The sequence below is a fragment of the Mammaliicoccus sp. Q-M61 genome (genome assembly GCF_022386055.1).
Taxonomy (GTDB): Bacteria; Bacillota; Bacilli; order Staphylococcales; family Staphylococcaceae; genus Mammaliicoccus; species Mammaliicoccus sciuri_A.
Genome location: NZ_JAJNJL010000008.1, coordinates 27653 through 47056, shown reverse-complemented (window position 1 = coordinate 47056; position 19404 = coordinate 27653). Strand labels below are relative to the sequence as shown.

General features: G+C 32.2%; 20 protein-coding genes. 17 read left to right on the top strand and 3 right to left on the bottom strand.

What is annotated here, in order from left to right; translation table 11 throughout:
• Positions 1 to 59: 59 nt before the first annotated feature.
• From gatC to LQ677_RS10550, 10 genes are all read left to right on the top strand, one after another.
• The gene (gatC, locus tag LQ677_RS10595; RefSeq protein ID WP_025905135.1) at positions 60 to 359 is read left to right on the top strand and encodes an Asp-tRNA(Asn)/Glu-tRNA(Gln) amidotransferase subunit GatC; all 300 of its coding nucleotides are present in this window, start codon (positions 60 to 62) and stop codon (positions 357 to 359) included.
• 3 nt (positions 360 to 362) lie between these two features.
• The gene (gatA, locus tag LQ677_RS10590) at positions 363 to 1829 is read left to right on the top strand and encodes an Asp-tRNA(Asn)/Glu-tRNA(Gln) amidotransferase subunit GatA (RefSeq protein WP_037590580.1); all 1467 of its coding nucleotides are present in this window, start codon (positions 363 to 365) and stop codon (positions 1827 to 1829) included.
• A gap of 6 nt (positions 1830 to 1835) precedes the next feature.
• Positions 1836 to 3263, top strand: a complete 1428-nt coding sequence (gene gatB / locus LQ677_RS10585) for an Asp-tRNA(Asn)/Glu-tRNA(Gln) amidotransferase subunit GatB (protein WP_037590579.1) — start codon at positions 1836 to 1838, stop codon at positions 3261 to 3263.
• Between the two features lie 592 nt (positions 3264 to 3855).
• The gene (locus tag LQ677_RS10580) at positions 3856 to 5307 is read left to right on the top strand and encodes a helicase HerA-like domain-containing protein (RefSeq protein ID WP_191835826.1); all 1452 of its coding nucleotides are present in this window, start codon (positions 3856 to 3858) and stop codon (positions 5305 to 5307) included.
• Positions 5308 to 5378: 71 nt separating this feature from the next.
• Positions 5379 to 6344 carry a diacylglycerol kinase gene (locus LQ677_RS10575; protein ID WP_025905139.1) on the top strand — a complete coding sequence of 322 codons (966 nt, stop codon included), beginning with the start codon at positions 5379 to 5381 and terminating at the stop codon, positions 6342 to 6344.
• 60 nt (positions 6345 to 6404) lie between these two features.
• On the top strand, positions 6405 to 7778 hold the full coding sequence (gene rlmD, locus LQ677_RS10570; RefSeq protein ID WP_191835827.1) for a 23S rRNA (uracil(1939)-C(5))-methyltransferase RlmD: 1374 nt from the start codon (positions 6405 to 6407) through the stop codon (positions 7776 to 7778).
• 106 nt (positions 7779 to 7884) lie between these two features.
• A complete protein-coding gene (locus tag LQ677_RS10565) occupies positions 7885 to 9009 on the top strand; it encodes a PQQ-dependent sugar dehydrogenase (RefSeq protein WP_191835828.1) in 1125 nt (374 codons plus the stop codon).
• A 95-nt stretch (positions 9010 to 9104) separates the two neighbouring features.
• A complete protein-coding gene (locus tag LQ677_RS10560; RefSeq protein ID WP_037590444.1) occupies positions 9105 to 9650 on the top strand; it encodes a DUF3267 domain-containing protein in 546 nt (181 codons plus the stop codon).
• A 69-nt stretch (positions 9651 to 9719) separates the two neighbouring features.
• A complete protein-coding gene (dinB, locus tag LQ677_RS10555; protein WP_191835829.1) occupies positions 9720 to 10787 on the top strand; it encodes a DNA polymerase IV in 1068 nt (355 codons plus the stop codon).
• A 118-nt stretch (positions 10788 to 10905) separates the two neighbouring features.
• The gene (locus LQ677_RS10550; protein ID WP_025905144.1) at positions 10906 to 11121 is read left to right on the top strand and encodes a hypothetical protein; all 216 of its coding nucleotides are present in this window, start codon (positions 10906 to 10908) and stop codon (positions 11119 to 11121) included.
• Between the two features lie 49 nt (positions 11122 to 11170).
• On the opposite strand, the gene LQ677_RS10545 is transcribed toward LQ677_RS10550, so the two are convergent.
• Entirely contained in the window at positions 11171 to 11725 is a 555-nt protein-coding gene (locus LQ677_RS10545) for a 3'-5' exonuclease (RefSeq protein WP_126477100.1), read from the bottom strand.
• A gap of 142 nt (positions 11726 to 11867) precedes the next feature.
• Positions 11868 to 12374 (bottom strand): ferritin, encoded by a 507-nt coding sequence (locus LQ677_RS10540; RefSeq protein ID WP_025905146.1) that lies wholly within the window; start codon positions 12372 to 12374, stop codon positions 11868 to 11870.
• Positions 12375 to 12520: 146 nt separating this feature from the next.
• Between LQ677_RS10540 and murT the strand changes: the two genes are divergently transcribed.
• Positions 12521 to 13831, top strand: coding sequence for a lipid II isoglutaminyl synthase subunit MurT (gene murT / locus LQ677_RS10535; RefSeq protein ID WP_191835830.1), 1311 nt, complete (start codon positions 12521 to 12523; stop codon positions 13829 to 13831).
• The gene (gatD, locus tag LQ677_RS10530; protein WP_037590448.1) at positions 13831 to 14553 is read left to right on the top strand and encodes a lipid II isoglutaminyl synthase subunit GatD; all 723 of its coding nucleotides are present in this window, start codon (positions 13831 to 13833) and stop codon (positions 14551 to 14553) included. Before murT ends, gatD begins: the two co-directional genes overlap by 1 nt.
• Positions 14554 to 14611: 58 nt before the next feature.
• Here the strand turns inward: gatD and LQ677_RS10525 are convergent, their stop codons facing one another.
• Positions 14612 to 15607, bottom strand: coding sequence for an FUSC family protein (locus LQ677_RS10525; RefSeq protein WP_191835831.1), 996 nt, complete (start codon positions 15605 to 15607; stop codon positions 14612 to 14614).
• A 97-nt stretch (positions 15608 to 15704) separates the two neighbouring features.
• Here LQ677_RS10525 and map point away from each other — a divergent pair, with 97 nt between their 5' ends.
• The 5 genes from map to LQ677_RS10500 all read left to right on the top strand — a co-directional run bounded on the left by map (position 15705) and on the right by LQ677_RS10500 (position 19401).
• The gene (map, locus tag LQ677_RS10520) at positions 15705 to 16460 is read left to right on the top strand and encodes a type I methionyl aminopeptidase (protein ID WP_025905150.1); all 756 of its coding nucleotides are present in this window, start codon (positions 15705 to 15707) and stop codon (positions 16458 to 16460) included.
• A 145-nt stretch (positions 16461 to 16605) separates the two neighbouring features.
• The gene (locus LQ677_RS10515) at positions 16606 to 17016 is read left to right on the top strand and encodes a hypothetical protein (RefSeq protein WP_224658943.1); all 411 of its coding nucleotides are present in this window, start codon (positions 16606 to 16608) and stop codon (positions 17014 to 17016) included.
• Positions 17017 to 17031: 15 nt separating this feature from the next.
• On the top strand, positions 17032 to 17742 hold the full coding sequence (gene liaF / locus LQ677_RS10510) for a cell wall-active antibiotics response protein LiaF (RefSeq protein WP_191835832.1): 711 nt from the start codon (positions 17032 to 17034) through the stop codon (positions 17740 to 17742).
• The gene (locus LQ677_RS10505; protein ID WP_037590451.1) at positions 17739 to 18782 is read left to right on the top strand and encodes a sensor histidine kinase; all 1044 of its coding nucleotides are present in this window, start codon (positions 17739 to 17741) and stop codon (positions 18780 to 18782) included. Before liaF ends, LQ677_RS10505 begins: the two co-directional genes overlap by 4 nt.
• A complete protein-coding gene (locus tag LQ677_RS10500; RefSeq protein ID WP_025905154.1) occupies positions 18772 to 19401 on the top strand; it encodes a response regulator transcription factor in 630 nt (209 codons plus the stop codon). The genes LQ677_RS10505 and LQ677_RS10500 overlap by 11 nt, the downstream gene beginning before the upstream one ends.
• Positions 19402 to 19404 lie beyond the last annotated feature (3 nt).

The following is a 19404-nucleotide window of genomic DNA, read 5'->3' as shown; positions in this document are numbered from 1 at the left end:
TTTTATATGAAAATTTGTTAAAATTATATGATGTTAGATTAACTAAGGAGGCGTCGCACATGACGAAGGTAACATCTGAGCAAGTTGAACATGTTGCTAATTTAGCTAGACTTGAAGTTTCACAAGACGAAGTCAATGAATTCACACAATCTTTAGAAAAGATCTTAAATTTTGCAGGACAATTAGATGAAGTTGATACTGAAAATGTTGAACCAACATTCCACGTATTAGACTTACAAAATGTTCTAAGAGAAGATAAGAGTGAATCAGGAATTCCTCAAGAACAAGCATTACTTAATGCGAAAGAAAAAGAAGCGGGGCAATTTAAAGTTCCAGCAATTATGAACGAGGAGGACTAAAGCATGACAATTCGTTATGAAACAATTGAACGTTTATCAGAAATGATTAAAAATAATGAAATTAAGCCATCTGAAATTGTTAGAGATATTTTTGATGCGATAGAAGCAGACGACGCAAATATTAAAGCATTCTTAGCTTTAGATAAAGAACAAGCAATTAAAAAAGCTGAAGAACAAGATAAATTACAAGCTGAAGGTAAAATGGAAGGTAAGTTATTTGGTATTCCAATGGGTATCAAAGACAATATTATTACTGAAGGTGTAGAAACTACATGTGCAAGTAAAATGTTAGAAGGCTTTATTCCTATATATGAATCAACAGTTATGAATAAATTAAATGCTGAAAATGGTATTTTAGTTGGTAAACTTAACATGGATGAATTTGCTATGGGTGGTTCAAATGAGAACTCTTATTTCAAGACAACTGTTAATCCATTTGACCATAAAGCCGTACCAGGTGGTTCATCAGGTGGTTCAGCAGCAGCTGTTGCAGCAAGCTTAGTACCATTTGCATTAGGTTCAGATACTGGTGGTTCAATCCGTCAACCAGCATCATACTGTGGTGTTGTTGGTATGAAACCTACATATGGTCGTGTATCTCGTTTTGGTCTAGTAGCATTTGCTTCTTCATTAGATCAAATTGGACCTATTACACGTAATGTTAAAGATAATGCGTTAATCTTAGAAACGATTTCTGGACATGACGCACAAGATTCAACAAGTGCACCGATTGAAGATGTAGACTTTACGTCTGAAATTGGTAAAGATATTAAAGGCTTAAAAGTAGCTGTTCCAGAAGAATTCATTGGATCTGGTGTATCTGAAGAAGTTAAGAACTCAGTAAATGAAGCGGTTAAAACTTTAGAATCTTTAGGTGCTACAGTTGATCGCGTATCATTACCAAATACTAAATACGGTGTAGCAAGTTACTATATCATTGCATCTTCTGAAGCATCAGCTAACTTAGCAAGATTTGATGGTATCCGTTATGGTTATCATTCAAAATCAGCAAATACACTAGAAGAACTATACAAAAAATCTCGTGGTGAAGGCTTTGGAGATGAAGTTAAACGTCGTATTATGCTTGGAACGTTCGCATTAAGTTCAGGTTATTACGATGCTTACTACAAAAAAGCTCAAAAAGTTCGTACATTAATCAAACAAGACTTCGAAAAAGTATTTGAAGATTATGATGTTATCGTAGGACCAACTGCACCAACGACAGCATTCAATATTGGTGAACAAATTGATGATCCATTAACAATGTACGCTAATGATATTTTAACGATTCCAGTTAACTTAGCAGGTGTACCATCAATCTCTATTCCTTGTGGTAAATCAAATGGTCGTCCAATTGGTTTACAAATTGTTGGTAAACCATTCGATGAAAAAACAATATACAAAGTTGCTTATCAATATGAAACACAATATAACTTACATGATGACTATAAAACTTTACAAGGAGTGTGAAACTGAATGCATTTTGAAACAATTATCGGCTTAGAAGTTCACGTCGAATTAAAAACAGAATCAAAAATGTTTTCACCATCACCCGCTCATTTCGGTGCGGAACCTAATACAAATACAAACGTTATTGACTTAGCATACCCAGGCGTATTACCAGTTGTAAACAAGACAGCTGTTGATTGGGCTATGCGTGCAGCAATGGCATTAAATATGGATATAGCGAAAGAATCTAAATTTGATAGAAAAAACTATTTCTACCCAGATAATCCAAAAGCTTATCAAATTTCTCAATTCGATCAACCAATTGGTGAAAATGGTTGGATTGATATTGAAGTAGATGGAGAAACTAAACGTATTGGTATCACACGTTTACACATGGAAGAAGATGCAGGGAAATTAACACATAAAGATGGATATTCTTTAGTTGATTTAAACCGTCAAGGAACACCTTTGATTGAAATCGTTTCTGAACCTGATATTCGTTCTCCTAAAGAAGCATATGCATACTTAGAAAAATTACGTGCAATTATTCAATATACAGGCGTATCAGATTGTAAAATGGAAGAAGGTTCATTACGTTGTGATGCCAACATTTCATTACGCCCATATGGTCAAGAAGAATTCGGTACAAAAGCAGAGCTTAAAAACTTAAACTCATTTAACTATGTACGTAAAGGTCTTGAACATGAAGAAAAACGCCAAGCAGAAGTATTATTAGCTGGTGGAGAAATTTTACAAGAAACACGTCGTTTCAACGAATCAACTGGCGAAACAATTTTAATGCGTGTTAAAGAAGGTTCAGATGACTATCGTTACTTCCCAGAGCCAGACTTAGTACCATTATACGTTGATGATGAGTGGAAAGAACGTGTACGTCAAACAATCCCAGATTTACCAGACGTACGTAAAGAACGTTATGTTAATGAATTAGGATTACCAGCTTATGATGCACATGTATTAACATTAACTAAAGAAATGTCAGATTTCTTTGAAGCAGCAATTGAACATGGTGCAGACGTTAAGTTAACATCTAACTGGTTAATGGGTGGCGTTAATGAATACTTAAATAAAAATCAAATCGAATTACAAGATACTGCATTAACTCCAGAAAACTTAGCAGGTATGATTAAACTTATTGAAGATGGTACAATGAGTAGTAAAATTGCTAAGAAAGTATTCCCTGAATTAGCTGAAAACGGTGGAGACGCACATCAAATTATGAAAGACAAAGGTCTTGTACAAATATCTGATGAAGCAACACTATTAGGATTTGTTACAGAAGCATTAGACAACAATCCACAATCAGTAGAAGACTTTAAAAATGGTAAAGGCAAAGCGATGGGCTTCTTAGTAGGTCAGATTATGAAAATTTCAAAAGGCCAAGCAAACCCACAAATCGTGAACCAATTACTAAAATCAGAATTAGAAAAAAGATAATAAATATTATGAAAATCTCGTCACAGAGTGAAGTACTCGTGACGAGATTTTTTTGTTGAATGAGATGTTGGCGTGGCTGTTAGGGACAGAATTCTGAGAAATGTCCGTAAGAGGTGCTGTTAGGGACAGAATTCCGAGAAATGTCCGTAAGAGTTGTTGTTAGGGACAGAATTCCGAGAAATGTCCGTAAGAGTCGTTGTTAGGGACAGAATTCTGAGAAGTGTCCGTAAGAGGTGCTGTTAGAGACAGAATTCCGAGAAATGTCCGTAAGAGGCGTTGTTAGGGACAGAATTCCGAGAAATGTCCGTAAGATGGGCGGTTATGGACAGAATTCTGAGAAATGTCCGTAAGAGTCGTTGTTAGAGACAGAATTCCGAGAAATGTCCGTAAGAGAGCGCCCACATAACTACCAGAATTCGAAATAATGGAAGTTAGCGCCCACATAACTACCACAATTCCGAATTATGAAAGATACACCTCCATTAATTCTTGTTCTTATTAAATTGCAAATTCTATATCTAATTACTTGCATGGTTGGTGTGTTGAAGTACAATAGTATTAAATCATAATGACGATGGAGGCGTAATTACATATGACGCAAATTAAAATAGCTAAAAATGAAAATGAAATCAATTTAGAATTAGGCCAAGCTAATAGACATGGTTTGATTGCTGGTGCTACTGGTACTGGTAAAACAATTACTTTAAAAGTATTGGCTGAACAATTTTCTAAAGCTGGTGTACCAGTCTTTATGTCAGATGTTAAAGGGGACATCTCAAGTATTGCAGAAGCTGGCTCTATCAATGATAAGATTCAAGAACGTATTGATATGATGAAAATTGATGATTACAAAAATAATGCTTTTCCTGTAACGTTGTTTGATGTATTTCAAAAAACGGGCGTACCTGTTCGTACAACGATCACAGAAATGGGTCCGCTATTAATCGGTAAATTATTAGATTTAAATAATACTCAATTAGGTGTATTAGATATTGTATTTAAAGTTGCTGATGAAAGTGGTCTGCTTCTGATTGATATGAAAGATTTTAAAGCACTTTTAAAAGAAATTAATGAAAATAGAGCAGAGTATGCTGAAAAGTACGGTAATATTTCTTCTGCATCAATTGGTGCAATTCAACGTGCATTATTACGATTAGAATCTGAAGGTGCTGAAACATTCTTCGGAGAACCTGCGTTACAATTAGAAGATTTTATTAAGTTTGATGAATCAGGCAGAGGTATGATTAATGTACTTGATGCATCTGTTTTATATCAAAAGCCTAAATTATACGCAACATTCTTATTATGGTTATTATCTGAACTATTTGAGAGTCTTCCAGAAGTAGGCGATCCTGAAAAACCAAAAATTGTATTCTTCTTTGATGAAGCCCATCTTTTATTTAATGACAGCTCTAAAGAGTTAATTGAAAAAGTTGAACAAGTAGTACGTTTAATCCGTTCTAAAGGTGTAGGTATTTATTTCGTAACTCAAAATCCAATTGATATTCCAGAATCTGTCCTTGGACAACTAGGTAATAGAGTACAACATGCACTTAGAAGTTACACACCTAAAGATCAAAAAGCGATTAAAAGTGCTGCACAAACTTTCCGTCAAAATGAAAGTTTCGATACTGCTCAAGTAATCGGAGAATTGAAAACTGGGGAAGCGTTGATTTCATTCTTAAATGATGAAGGCCAACCGAATGTTGTTGAACGTGCATTTATTCGTCCGCCTGAAAGTAAAATTGGTGTAATCGATGAATCTGTTAAAAAAGATTTAATTGATAATGCACCATTAAATGAAACATATAAAGAAACATTTGATCGTGAAAGTGCATATGAAATGTTACAAAATAAAATTGAAAAGCAACCTGAAGAAGAACCAAAAACTAAGAAATCAACGTCAACTAAGAAAGAAACAACATCTAAGAAGAAAGAAAAACCTTCACAATTCCAAAAAGAAACATCTAAATTCTTATCAACAGTTGGAAGACAAATTGGTAGAGAAATCGTACGTAATATATTTGGAACGAAAAGACGTTAATTATTTTTTGCTTTCTTATATTTAGTATATGCTTTAATATAAAGATATAAGAATATACAAGAGGGATCATAATGAAGAAAAAAGCTAGAATCATTTACAACCCAACATCAGGAAGAGAATTATTTAAAAGAGCATTACCTGATGTATTAATTAAATTAGAACAGGCTGGTTATGAGACAAGCGCTCATGCTACAACAAGTGCTGGAGATGCGACACATGCTGCTAGGGAAGCTCTAAAATATGATTATGATGTAATCATTGCTGCTGGTGGAGATGGTACTTTAAATGAAGTTATCAATGGTATAGCAGAAGCAAAGAAGCGACCTAAACTAGGGTTAATTCCTATGGGGACAGTTAACGATTTTGGTAGAGCACTTCTTATTCCAAACAATATAATGGAAGCTGTAGATACAATCATTAAAGGCGATCTTGTACCTGTAGATGTTGGTAAAATGAACAATCGCTATTTTATTAATATTGCTGGTGGCGGTAAAATAACAGAAGTTTCTTATGAAGCGCCAAGTAAATTGAAAACAATGGTTGGACCACTCGCTTATTACATTAAAGGCTTAGAGATGTTACCACAAATTAAAGCGACTGATATACGTATCGAATATGATGGTAATGTATTCCAAGGCGAAGCGATGATGTTTTTAATTGGCTTAACGAATTCAATAGGTGGCTTTGAAAAGCTTGTACCAGATGCTGATATTAATGATGGTAATTTTACTTTGCTTATATTAGAAAAAGTGAATATAGCAGAACTTGGACATATTATGACATTGGCTTCTAGAGGTGATCATATCAATCATCCGAAAGTTCATTACACTAAAGCTAAAACAATTAATGTCTCATCATTTGAGCAAATTCAATTAAATGTTGATGGTGAATTTGGTGGCGTATTACCTGCTAATTTCTTAAACTTAAAACAACATATACAAGTCTTTTCTAAACTTGAAAGGGTTAAGAGAGAGCACGGAATTGAAACAGTAGAAAGAGAACGAGAAAGACTACACGAAGAACAAACAGAAGAATAAATACATAGGGACATTATTTTGTCCCTTTTTTCTATGTTTATCGTGAAAGAGGGAGTTAATATGGCAGGAGTCGTAAATAAGAATGAAATATATACTGGAGAGGTTATCGATTTTACACATGAAGGGCATGGTGTTGTCAAATTCGATCGTTATCCAATTTTCGTACCAAATGCAATTAAAGATGAAACCATTTCATTTAAAGTCATCAAAGTGAAAAAGCAATTTGCTATTGGTAAATTAATCTCCATTGAAGAAGCATCAAAGGACAGAATTGAACCACCATGTGAATATTATAAAGTTTGTGGTGGATGTCAACTTCAACATTTAAGTTACAATGCGCAATTAGAAATGAAAAAAGAACAAGTGATTAATCTATTCAAGAGAAAATCACATTTTGAAGATACAATCATTCACGACACAGTTGGTATGGAGAATCCGTGGCATTATCGTAATAAATCTCAAATACCAGTCGGGAAAAATAAATCTGGTGAAATTGAACTAGGATTCTATAGACAAAGAAGTCACGATATCGTGAATATAGATCATTGTATGATTCAAGATGAAAAGCATGATTTAATTATGAAGAAACTTAAGCAACTTTTAGATGAAACAAACATCAGTATTTATAATGAACAAAAACATAAAGGTGAATTAAGACATATCATCTTGAGAACTGGTTATTATACTGGAGAAACAATGGTTATATTCGTGACGAATAGTAAACAACTTAGCCATAAAAATAAAATAATTGATTTTATACAAACAGAATTTGAAAATGTGGTCAGCATTAAACATAATATTAATTTAGAAAAATCAAATGTTATTATGGGACATACGTCACATACTTTATACGGGAAAGATACAATTACAGATAAACTTTCTGAATATGAATTTAAAATATCCGACACTTCTTTCTATCAAATCAATCCAACACAAACAGAAAAACTTTATCATAAAGCACTAGAATATGCACAATTAGATGGAGAAGAAACAGTCATAGATGCGTATTGTGGTATTGGGACAATAGGTTCATACATGTCACAAAAAGCAAAACACGTTTATGGCGTGGAAGTCGTAGAACAAGCTATAGAAAACGCAAAAGAAAATGCGCAAATCAACCATATAGACAACGCGACATGGGAAGCAGGAAAAGCAGAAGAGATCATCTTAAAATGGCAACAAGAAGGTGTTAAACCAGAAGTTGTAATGGTCGATCCACCAAGAAAAGGATGCGATCAAACATTTATTGAAACATTAATCGAATTATCACCAAAAAGAATCGTGTATATTTCCTGTAACCCAGCAACACAGGTGAGAGATGTAGAATTGTTGAAAAATAGCGGTTATCAACTAAAAGAAATCACACCAGTGGATATGTTTCCACATACAACACACGTCGAAACAGTAGCTTTAATCGAAAAAATAAGAGAATAGAATTCACCAAAAACCCAAGCCAACTTATACGTTGGCTTGGGTTTTTGAGCGTTATGTTTGTGTGAAAGTGTTTACAACTGTATAAATAATGTAAGGAGGGTTGTTTATGAAGCGACTAATGATCAGTGCAATTTCGGCTAGTTTTATTTTATCTGCTTGTGGTAATGATTCGCGTGATGAAACTGAAGATAAAGATAAGCAAACTCAGAATGAAATGGAACATGAACAGAGTCAGTCAGATGACAACCAAGAACGTAAAGAAACTAAAGGTATTGAAACGGTAGCTCAAGGTTTAGATACACCGTGGAGTATTGCGAAATCAGATGATGTGTTTTATTTATCAGAACGTCCTGGCAAAATTATTAAAATTGATGGCAATAAAAAGACTGAGCAACAAGTAGATTTAGATAAGGAAGTTTCTACTGCTGCTGAAGCGGGTTTATTAGGATTCGTTCTTGCACCTGATTTTAAAGATTCTCAAGAAGCATATGCGTATTACACATATGAAGATAATGGCCAGTTTAATCGTATCGTAAAATTAAAATTAGAAAATGATACGTGGAAAGAAGAAGAGGTATTAATTGATAAAATACCGAGTGGTCAATATCATCATGGTGGTCGGTTGAAAATTGGACCGGATGATAAATTATACGCGACAACTGGAGATGCTTCAGACGAACAAAATGCGCAAGATAAAGATTCATTAGGTGGTAAAATCTTAAGAATTAATCTTGATGGTAGTAAGCCTAAAGATAATCCGATGTCTAATTCATATGTTTATAGTTACGGTCACAGAAATCCACAAGGACTTGTATGGACACCAGATGGACAGATGTTTGCGAGTGAACATGGTAATCAAGCTAATGATGAAATAAATGAGATTAAAAAAGGGCATAATTACGGTTGGCCAGTGATTGAAGGTAATGAAGAAAATAATAATATGGAAACCCCGATATTTACTTCAGGATCAGATGATACTTGGGCACCTTCAGGCATCGCATTTAAAGATGGGATCATTTATTCTGCTGCATTGCGTGGAGAAGGTATTATGAAATTTGATGTAGAAAAAGATGAAATGAAAAAAGTGGCGACTAAATATGGAAGAATTAGAGATGTTTACATTGTAAATAATGATTTATATTTTGTAAGTAACAATACAGATGGTAGGGGTAATCCATCTAAAAACGATGATAAGATGTATAAAGTTTCACTAAGTCAATTAAATTCATAATTCAAACCGAGCATAAAATCATTAGTATAAATTGAATTTATATTTTATAATCATTATGTAAAGGTTATTAAGAAATGGTTTCACGGGGGTATTGGATGCTTAAAATTGACTTAGTTAACAATATATCTGTATTAAAAAGGTTAGCACTTTTACAATTTGTTTTATTTCTTTCATTAATATTAATTAGTTTTAAGTTAATTGCGAATATCATATATATTTATGAAGAAGGCTTTGTAAGAAATATTATAGTCGGGTTAGTTGGTTTAATTATATTAGTGTTTATCCATGAGTTAATACACGGTATTTGTTTTAAAATATTTAACCCAAAGGGAAAAGTTAAATATGGATATATGAAAGGCATGTTTTATGCAACGATGCCAAATGCTATTTTTACAAGAAAACAATTTTATATCATATTATTAGCACCATTTGTTTTAATTAGTATAGGATTATTAATTGTATTATTATGGCTTCAAGTCACTTCTATTATTTATGTATTTGCTTTTCATGGTGCTGCATGTATCGGTGATTTTTACATGGCGCAAGTGATTTATAGTAATAAACAGATGAATTATGTAGAAGATACAGAAGTAGGCATTAATTTATTTACGGATAATAAAGACGTTCAATCAACAAGTTAAAAAGATTTTTGATATAATATATAGGAATTTGGGCAACCAACTTCCTATTTTTTTGTAGAGGTGTTTAGAATGGAACGGCGAATCATTCACATTGATATGGATGCTTTCTTTGCTCAAGTAGAAATAAGAGATAATCCAAAATTAAAAGGAAAACCAGTGATTATAGGTGGACGTGCTTCAGGTAGAGGGGTTGTTTCGACAGCTAGTTATGAAGCTCGTAAATTTGGTGTTCATTCAGCTATGCCCATGGCTCAAGCACATCAACTTTGTCCGGATGGTTATTATGTACGCCCAAGAATTAACTATTATCGAGAAGTGTCGAATGATATAATGGCAATTTTTAAAAGTTATACAGATATTGTTGAACCATTATCGTTAGATGAAGCTTATTTAGACGTTACTGAACTTGTGAGAAAAGACTTACCTGCGTCAACGATTGCACAATACATTCAAAGAGATATTTATGATAAGACGCATCTTACTTCTTCAGCAGGCGTTTCTTATAATAAATTTTTAGCAAAGCTCGCAAGCGGTATGAATAAACCGAGTGGTCGGACTGTAATAGATTATGAGAATGTACATGATTTGTTGATGTCGTTGCCAATAGGAGATTTCGCGGGTATTGGAAAAGTAACCGAAGAAAAGATGAAATCATTGGGAATCAATAGTGGTAAAGATTTATACGCATATGACCAAATGGAATTGATTCAATTATTCGGTAAACGTGGTGTAAGCTTTTATAATAAAGTACGCGGTATTGATCATTCACCAGTGAAACCAACACGTGTTAGAAAATCAATCGGTCGAGAAACAACATTTGAAACAGATCAAAATGATGATGACTTTATACTTAATACGATTAGAAAATTGAGTACGGAAGTTGCCAATAGAGCTGATAAACATGAACTAGCAGGACGAACGATAACAGTTAAACTTAAGACACATAACTTTGAAACATTATCTAAACAAACAAGTAGTCATACACCAGTCTATGACGAAGTTGAAATATATAATATAGCATATGATTTATATAATTCATTAAAAGATCCGGTTACTTCTATACGTTTAGTAGGTGTATCAATCGGGAATTTAGTTTCGAGAACGTATCGCAATTTAACAATATATGATTTTATTTAAACCGATTTACTTGATATCATCATGTATCCTTAGTATTCTGAATATTGTTGAATGCGCGTTTCGACTAAATGAGAAGTGGGTATTTATTAATACTTATAATAAGAAAGTAGAGATTGATATGAAATTTAAATTTTCAATTATTGCAATTACAGTATTATTAATCATTTTATTTATTAAAAGTTCCATTGAAACAGGTACATTCGATATTATCAAATTACTAGGTATTATTGCGATAGCAATATTATTATTCTGGGTTGATAGAAAGTTAGAAAGACCTGTTAATAAAGCGAGTTTAAAAAGAGACATAAAAAAAGAATTCCAACACAAAGAGTAAATAAAAAAAAGCTTCTAGGATGCGTCATGATATCCTAGAAGCTTTTTATTTATACATATTTTTTATCGGTTAATGTTTTGCCGTAAATATCTAATACAGCATCTAAGTCTGGATAATGTTTTAACAATCGATACGTAATAATCGCACATGCTTTAGCATCATTTAACGCATGATGGTGACCTTTAAAATCAATATTATAATAATCCATCATTGGCGCAAGTCCATATCTATGATTGTTGACTGTTTTTCTAGCTAGTATACATGAACAAAAATACGTTAATTCAGGAATTTCGATTTGGTGTTTAATGAGTGATTTAAACAATACAGTCATATCAAATTTAGCATTATGTGCTACAACAGGTAGTGTACCGATGAAATCCATCATATATGGAAACACGACATCGAAAGTAGGTGAATTTGTCACATCAGAAGGTTTAATTTTATGAATTTTAATATTTATATTTGAAAAATAATCTTCGGGATTCACTAATGTATAAAAAGTTTCTGTAATTTGATGATCAATTACTTTGACCATTCCGACAGAGCAAATACTTTCCGGACTTCCATTTGCTGTTTCAAAATCAAGTGCTACAAATGAAGACATGCCATCACTTCCTTTAGAAAGTTATTATAAACATTTGTTGGAATAATGTAAATGATGATGGTATGTAGATAGAATGAATAAAGACCATCTGCCATGAATAGTTCATGGAGATGGTCTTGTTTAAGTATTGTAAGACTATAAATTATTCAGCATCTTCATCGAAGTGACGAGAAGCTAAATCTTTTTCATAGATAAATAATGCGTTATTGTCTTCTTGAATTCTTTCTAAGTAGTCAATATGTGTTTCAAACATAGACTCTTCTTCAACTTGCTCATCTAAGAACCAGTTTAAGAATGAAATTGTAGCAAAGTCTTTTTCTTCTTTAGCAATTTCAGATAAATTATAGAATCGACGTGTAACATCTTGTTCTTGAGCTAATCCATCTTTAAATGTTTCTAATAAAGAACTGAATTCAGTCTTAGGTGCATCTAAAGCTGTGAAAATAGCTTTTTCACCACGATCGTTAATATAGTCATATATTTTCATACCATGGAAACGTTCTTCTTTAGCTTGTTGAATATAGAAGTTTGCAAATCCATCGTAACTCTTATCTGCACAATAAGCTGCCATTGCCATATATGCATGTGCTGCGTAAAATTCATGATTCAACTGATTGTTTAAAGCATCTAAAATATTTTTAGATAACATAGAAATCTTCCCTTCTATAATAATTTTAACTTACATTTTTATTATACAATAACAACAAAATGAAACCAATGATTTGATACAGTTAAACACTTTTTTTAAAGCTTTTGAACGTGGTATAATGATGTGACAGAACAAGGAGGTAACGTATGAAGAAGTATGTTGCGAAAAATATAGCAAAGCTAGCTCGATATGCTAGTAGAAAAGTAGGTAAACAAGGTACGGATCTTCCGGGACAAATAGCTCGAAAAATAGACCCGCTTATTTTAAGAAAGTTAGCAAATGAAGTAGATGAAATCGTGATGATTAGTGGTACGAACGGTAAAACGACGACATCGAACTTAATAGGTTATACATTAAAGAAGAACAATATTGAAATTATACATAATACTGAAGGTGCCAATATGGCAGCTGGGATTACTTCAAGCTTTATTGTTCAATCTAATAAAAATACTAAAATTGCTGTTATAGAAATAGACGAGGGTTCTATACCAAGAGTGTTAAAAGAAATGACACCTTCTATGATGGTAGTGACAAACTTCTTTAGAGACCAAATGGATAGATTTGGTGAAATCGATACGATGGTAGATAATATTGCCAACTCAATCAAAGATAAAGGTATTAAACTGTTATTGAATGCAGACGATCCTTTCGTTAGTCGTTTGAAAATAGCAAGTGATGACATCGTATATTATGGTATGCAAAAAGGGATACATGAATTTGAACAAAGTACAATGGTTGAAAGTAAATATTGTCCTAATTGTGGTAGATTATTAAATTATAGTCATATACATTACAACCAAATTGGTCATTATACATGTGAATGTGGATTCAATAGAGCGACTCCACAATATGAAGTGACAGCATTTAAACAGGAACCATTTATACATGTCGGCTTAAATGATGCACATTTTGATATGAAGATTGCTGGTGATTTTAATGTATTTAATGTCATTGCAGCTTATTCAGTATTAAGAGAATTAGGTTTAAATGATCAATCTATTAAAGCTGGATTTGAAACATATACTTCTGATAATGGGCGTATGCAATACTATAGAAATAGTAAAAAAGAAGCGCTTATTAACTTAGCTAAAAACCCTGCAGGTCTGAATGCAAGTTTATCTGTTGGTGAACAAATTGATGGAGAAAAAGTTTATTTAATCAGTTTGAATGATAATGGTGCAGATGGAAGAGATATTTCATGGATTTATGATGCAGACTTTGAGAAATTATCTAGACAGAATATCAAAGCCATCATCTGTACAGGACAAAGAGCTGAAGAATTAGCATTAAGATTGAAATATGCTGAAGTTGAAGTGGAAGTTATTATAGAACATTCAATAGAAAAGGCAACGGAACTATCAATGACATACAATCAGTTTACAGTTGCAATTCCAAACTATACATCTTTATCACCAATGCATCGAACATTGAATAAAGCCTTCAAGGAGGAAGCGTAATGTCATCAATAAAAATATTTCATTTTATGCCAGATAAATTAAATTTATACGGCGATATTGGCAATATCATTGCACTGAAACAACGTGCAAAATGGCGTAATATAGAAGTAGAAGTAATAGATATAACAGATACTGATCAATTAAGTTTAGATGATTGTGACATTTTCTTTATAGGCGGTGGAAGTGATAGAGAACAAAGTTTAGCAACAGAACAATTAAAGAAAATTAAAACACAACTCAAAGATGCAATTGAAGACGGTATGCCAACCTTAACAATATGTGGAGGCTATCAATTTTTAGGATCTGAGTATGTAACACCTGATGGAACAAGATTAGAAGGTTTAAACATTCTTGATATTTATACAGAATCTAAGAAAGACCGTCTAATCGGTGATATTGTAATTGAATCAGAAACATTTGGACAAATTGTCGGTTTCGAGAATCATGGTGGAAGAACATATCACGAATATCCTACATTAGGTAAAGTCGTTGATGGTTATGGTAATAATGATACAGATAAAAAAGAAGGTATCCATTATAAAAATTTATTGGGAACATATTTACATGGACCAATATTACCTAAAAACCACGAAATCACCGATTACTTATTAAAACAAGCATGTATCCGAAAAGGTATAACATTCGAACCAGAACAACTAGACAATACAGTTGAAGAAGCGGCAAAACAAGCTATTATTAAACGATTGTTAAAAGCAAAATAATAAAAAGCGGCTGGGACATAAATTAATGTCTCAGCCGCTTTTTAATATTTTAGCTTAGTTATTTTGTTAATCTTGAATATCTATCGTTTAAAATTTTATTAATCATGAGTATTTCATAAATAATGTGACTTTTGATTTGGTTTTCATCAAATTCGTTCAGCCCTTTAACACTATTTTTTAAAGTGGATGCTGCATTTTTTTGTTTTTTATATTCATTTTCTTTTATTAAGTGTTCATAGGATTTGATGAAATTTGAGATTGCTGTGCGTTCTTTTTCGGTAAAGACGATGTGCGTATTCTCTGGTAAATATACTAGGTTTAATAAATGTGCGTTTAGTAGTCGGTTAATGTGATATTTCATTTCGACTTTTCTAATATGAGATTTAGATTCTTTCTTTGCTCTATGGTAATCGTATTCTTCTTTTTGGTATTTGATAAGTTGTTCAATTTTAGTGGCTTGTTGTTGTAATGTTGATACTTTTTTCATGGATAGGGCAGATTCATATTCACCTAGTAAGAGTTCTTTAAGTCTAGATATGTATATTTCTAAAATACTTTGATCCATTTTATGATTGATGTCTTCTATTTGATTTATATATTTAGGTGGCAAAATAATAAAATTGACGATGCCTGCTGTTGCAAGTCCAATTGTAGTCGTCGCTAATCGTGATACGAAATTATATACAAATGCTTCATGGATAACAGGAACCATTGCAACAGCTGTAATGGCAGCTACTAACATACCATCAAATAATTTAAGCTTATAACAAACTAAAATTGTGACGGTTGCTGCTAATGAATAACTTAAAGGTGATTCTCCAAAGAAGTATGTACTAATAACGGCAATAAATGCACCAAGTATTGAAGCGGGGAACCTAACAAATGCTTTCTTTAAGGATGCTTTAGCTGTAGGTTCAATTGTCACAATAGATGTGATAACCGCAAATATAGGATTTAAATTTAAAGACATACATATTAAAGCAGTTAAAAAAGTTGCTAATCCAGTTTTAATAATTCTTGCACCGATAATTCGAGATAACCAATTTTCTTTCATATTCAAAACTCCGAAATCATTTTTTTATAGTATAACATGCATTTTCTGATATAATGATAAACGACAAAAAAATTTTAAAAGAAAGAACGGGATTTAAATGATAATTCAAAACAATGAAGAACTTGAAGGCCTAAAAGAAATAGGTAAAATTTGTGCAATAATTCGTGATGAGTTAAAAGAAGCAACTAAACCCGGAATTACAACTAAAGAATTAGATAACATCGCAAAGGAAAGATTTGAAGAGTTAGAAGCAGAATCAGCACCTATTGCAGAGTATGATTTTCCTGGTTACACATGTATAAGTGTAAATGAAGAGGTTGCGCACGGTATACCTGGTAAACGTGTGATTAACGAAGGCGATCTTGTAAATATAGACGTTTCTGCTCGTAAAAATGGCTATTATGCAGATACAGGTATTTCATTTGTTGTTGGTAATGCAGATGATCCGAAAAAACAATTAGTAGTAGATGTAGCAGCTATGGCTTTTGAAGAAGCAATGAAGAAAGTTAAGCCAGGCGCTAAATTATCTCAAATAGGTAGAGCAGTAAATGCAACAGCACGTAAAAATGGCTTAAAAGTTATTAAAAACTTAACTGGTCATGGTGTTGGACGTTCATTACACGATTCACCACAACATGTTATGAACTATTATGATCCATTAGAAAAACAATTGCTTAAAGAAGGTATGGTACTTGCAGTAGAACCATTTATCTCATCTAATGCAACAATCGTTAGCGACGGTAAAAATGATTGGGCATTTGAAACGAAAGATAAAAGTTTCGTCGCTCAAATTGAGCACACAATTGTTGTAACAAAAGAAGGACCATTATTATTAACTAAATTAGAAGACTAAAAATATAAGAGGAGTGGATAGAATTGATTAAACATACAAGATTCTATACTACTCCTTTTTATTTTCCTAAGACTAAGGTCCTATTGAAAATTCAATCCTAGGTCCATTTTTAGATTTGAAATAACATTTTATAATAGAGTCTAATATGACAGAAGTAGGTGATTCTATGTTTAATGTTGTTTCAGATCAATTAAAGCAATTAATTCTTGTTTCTTATTATGAAAGTTTAGATACATGTGCTAAGCGCTTAGATGTTAAAATTAAAGCTATGAAGCAGTACTTAACGTATCTTGAACAAAAACGTTGTCAATTAAGTAAATTAATTGATAAATATACTTTAGAATTAGACAATAAGTATATGGACAAGATTGAAGATTTTAAAATTAAATGTGCTAAAAAATTAGAAGATCATGATTTACAATGGTTACAAAAGCAAATTAATATGTTAGAAAGTGAATTAGCGAAAATTGACGAAGCTATGAAAAGTACTTTAGATAAAATTGCTGATACGATAGCTGAGCGTACGATGCTTACTCAGATGAATTCACTTCTCTAAAAAAGGAGTGGTATGTTGAAGAATAAATTTATATCAACGGAATTGTTGATCGTATTATCTGTATTGATTTTGTTATCAAACATTTACTATATTTTCTTTGAGAAAATAGGCTTATTACTCGTTGTTGTAATGGGTACGATATTTATATATGTAGGATATTTATATTTTCATAAATTACGGGGATTAATTATATTTTGGATAGGCGCCATTTTAATGATTTATGCATTACTTTCTAATCCATATATGCTTGCCATTTTATTTTTATTCTTAGTATTTTTAGTTATTAGATATCTTATATATCGTAAGAAACCATTAAGAGTAGAACATGTCGATCAAACGTCCAATGAAAATATTAACGAATCATTTATAAAACAGCGATGGTTCTCACCACAAAAGACACCACACTATATTTATAAATGGGAAGATATACAAATTCAACAAGCAATTGGAGATATTGAATTAGATTTATCTTTAGCTGCTAATTTATCTGAGCATAATGTTATTGTCGTGAGACAGTATATTGGAAAGACGCAAATTATTGTTCCTTATAATTACCATGTACATGTACATATAACTGCTTTATATGGCAGATTATATATGAATGATCAAGTGTATAGAGTGAAAAATGAAACGGTACATTATGAGGAAAATAGTCATAAAAATTCATTTAAAGTTAATATATTCTTCTCAACATTTATGGGAGATGTTGAGGTGATTTATCGATGAATAACTACACGAGAATTATAGGTTCAATGCTTATTCTTGTTTATACAATTGTCGGCATTTTATTTTTCTTAGATCGAATTTTTATTAATATTATATATTTTCAAGGTTTATTTTACACACAAATATTAGGTGTACCAGCATTCCTGTTTATCAATATTGTAGTGATTTTACTATGTATCATAATAGGGACTGCAGTAGCTTACAAAATTAATCAACAGCACCATTGGATTAAAGAACAAATCGAAAGATCTTTTCAAGGAGAAATGTTAGGTGTGAATCACCATGAAATTGATTTGCACAAAGAAACTTTAGAAATTTATCAAACATTAATTCCGTTGCATGAAGAACTATACACGTTGAGATTAAAGTCTCAACAAATAATTAATGAATCGTATCAAATGCAAGATTCTGTCGTTAAAAAAATCATAGAAGATGAACGACAAAGATTAGCAAGAGAATTACATGACTCTGTAAGTCAGCAATTATTTGCGGCAAGTATGATGTTATCTGCAATTAAATCATCAGAATTAAAAGAGCCATTAGCTAAACAAGTAGACTTATTAGAAAAAATGATACAAGATTCGCAATTAGAAATGCGTGCTTTATTATTACATTTAAGACCTTTAGGATTAAAAAATAAATCCCTTGGTGAAGGTATTAAAGATTTAGTAGTCGACTTGAAACAAAAAATACCAATGAAAGTTGTTTATGATATAGAAGATATAGAAATAGCCAAAGGTACGGAAGACCATCTGTTCCGTATAACTCAAGAAGCCATATCTAATACGTTACGTCATTCTAAAGGTACAAAAGTTTCAATAGAGTTAATAGATACGAATGATTATGTTATATTACGTATACAAGATGACGGTGTAGGTTTTGACACATCTAAAAGAGATCCACAGAGTTATGGGCTAAATACAATGAATGAACGTGCATTAGAAATTGGAGCCACTCTCAATATTATTTCAATGCCTGAATCGGGAACGCGTATTGAAGTTAAGGTACCAAATAATAAGGAGGAACAATATGACAATTAGAGTATTATTTGTAGATGATCATGAAATGGTTCGAATCGGAATCTCTAGTTATTTATCTACACAAGAAGATATTTCCGTCATAGGGGAAGCAGCATCAGGAAGAGAAGGTATTGAAAAAGCTGAAGAATTAGAACCCGATGTCATTTTAATGGATTTAGTGATGGATGATATGAATGGTATAGAAGCAACACAACATATAAAAAAGCATCAACCAAGTGTTAAAATCGTCATGTTAACAAGTTTCATTGAAGATAATGAAGTCTACCAAGCCTTAGATGCAGGTGTTGATAGTTATATATTAAAGACGACTTCTGCGGATGATATCGCAAATGCGATACGTAAGACGTACAATAAAGAGTCTATTTTTGAACCAGAAGTACTTGTAAAAATGAGAAATAGAATGAACCAGAAAGCTGAATTATTCGAAATGTTGACTGAACGAGAAATGGAAATATTATTATTAATCGCTAAAGGTTATTCAAACCAAGAAATAGCAAGTGCCTCACATATTACAATTAAGACAGTTAAAACGCACGTTAGCAATATATTAAGTAAATTAGAAGTACAAGATAGAACACAGGCTGTTATATATGCCTTTCAACATAACTTAATATCATAATAA

Excerpts from the sequence above, each read along its gene's own strand:
- gatC (WP_025905135.1), top strand. The coding sequence starts at position 60 with ATGACGAAGGTAACATCTGAGCAAGTTGAACATGTTGCTAATTTAGCT.
- gatA (WP_037590580.1), top strand. The coding sequence starts at position 363 with ATGACAATTCGTTATGAAACAATTGAACGTTTATCAGAAATGATTAAA.
- gatB (WP_037590579.1), top strand. The coding sequence starts at position 1,836 with ATGCATTTTGAAACAATTATCGGCTTAGAAGTTCACGTCGAATTAAAA.
- LQ677_RS10580 (WP_191835826.1), top strand. The coding sequence starts at position 3,856 with ATGACGCAAATTAAAATAGCTAAAAATGAAAATGAAATCAATTTAGAA.
- LQ677_RS10575 (WP_025905139.1), top strand. The coding sequence starts at position 5,379 with ATGAAGAAAAAAGCTAGAATCATTTACAACCCAACATCAGGAAGAGAA.
- rlmD (WP_191835827.1), top strand. The coding sequence starts at position 6,405 with ATGGCAGGAGTCGTAAATAAGAATGAAATATATACTGGAGAGGTTATC.
- LQ677_RS10565 (WP_191835828.1), top strand. The coding sequence starts at position 7,885 with ATGAAGCGACTAATGATCAGTGCAATTTCGGCTAGTTTTATTTTATCT.
- LQ677_RS10560 (WP_037590444.1), top strand. The coding sequence starts at position 9,105 with ATGCTTAAAATTGACTTAGTTAACAATATATCTGTATTAAAAAGGTTA.
- dinB (WP_191835829.1), top strand. The coding sequence starts at position 9,720 with ATGGAACGGCGAATCATTCACATTGATATGGATGCTTTCTTTGCTCAA.
- LQ677_RS10550 (WP_025905144.1), top strand. The coding sequence starts at position 10,906 with ATGAAATTTAAATTTTCAATTATTGCAATTACAGTATTATTAATCATT.
- LQ677_RS10545 (WP_126477100.1), bottom strand. The coding sequence starts at position 11,725 with ATGTCTTCATTTGTAGCACTTGATTTTGAAACAGCAAATGGAAGTCCG.
- LQ677_RS10540 (WP_025905146.1), bottom strand. The coding sequence starts at position 12,374 with ATGTTATCTAAAAATATTTTAGATGCTTTAAACAATCAGTTGAATCAT.
- murT (WP_191835830.1), top strand. The coding sequence starts at position 12,521 with ATGAAGAAGTATGTTGCGAAAAATATAGCAAAGCTAGCTCGATATGCT.
- gatD (WP_037590448.1), top strand. The coding sequence starts at position 13,831 with ATGTCATCAATAAAAATATTTCATTTTATGCCAGATAAATTAAATTTA.
- LQ677_RS10525 (WP_191835831.1), bottom strand. The coding sequence starts at position 15,607 with ATGAAAGAAAATTGGTTATCTCGAATTATCGGTGCAAGAATTATTAAA.
- map (WP_025905150.1), top strand. The coding sequence starts at position 15,705 with ATGATAATTCAAAACAATGAAGAACTTGAAGGCCTAAAAGAAATAGGT.
- LQ677_RS10515 (WP_224658943.1), top strand. The coding sequence starts at position 16,606 with ATGACAGAAGTAGGTGATTCTATGTTTAATGTTGTTTCAGATCAATTA.
- LQ677_RS10505 (WP_037590451.1), top strand. The coding sequence starts at position 17,739 with ATGAATAACTACACGAGAATTATAGGTTCAATGCTTATTCTTGTTTAT.
- LQ677_RS10500 (WP_025905154.1), top strand. The coding sequence starts at position 18,772 with ATGACAATTAGAGTATTATTTGTAGATGATCATGAAATGGTTCGAATC.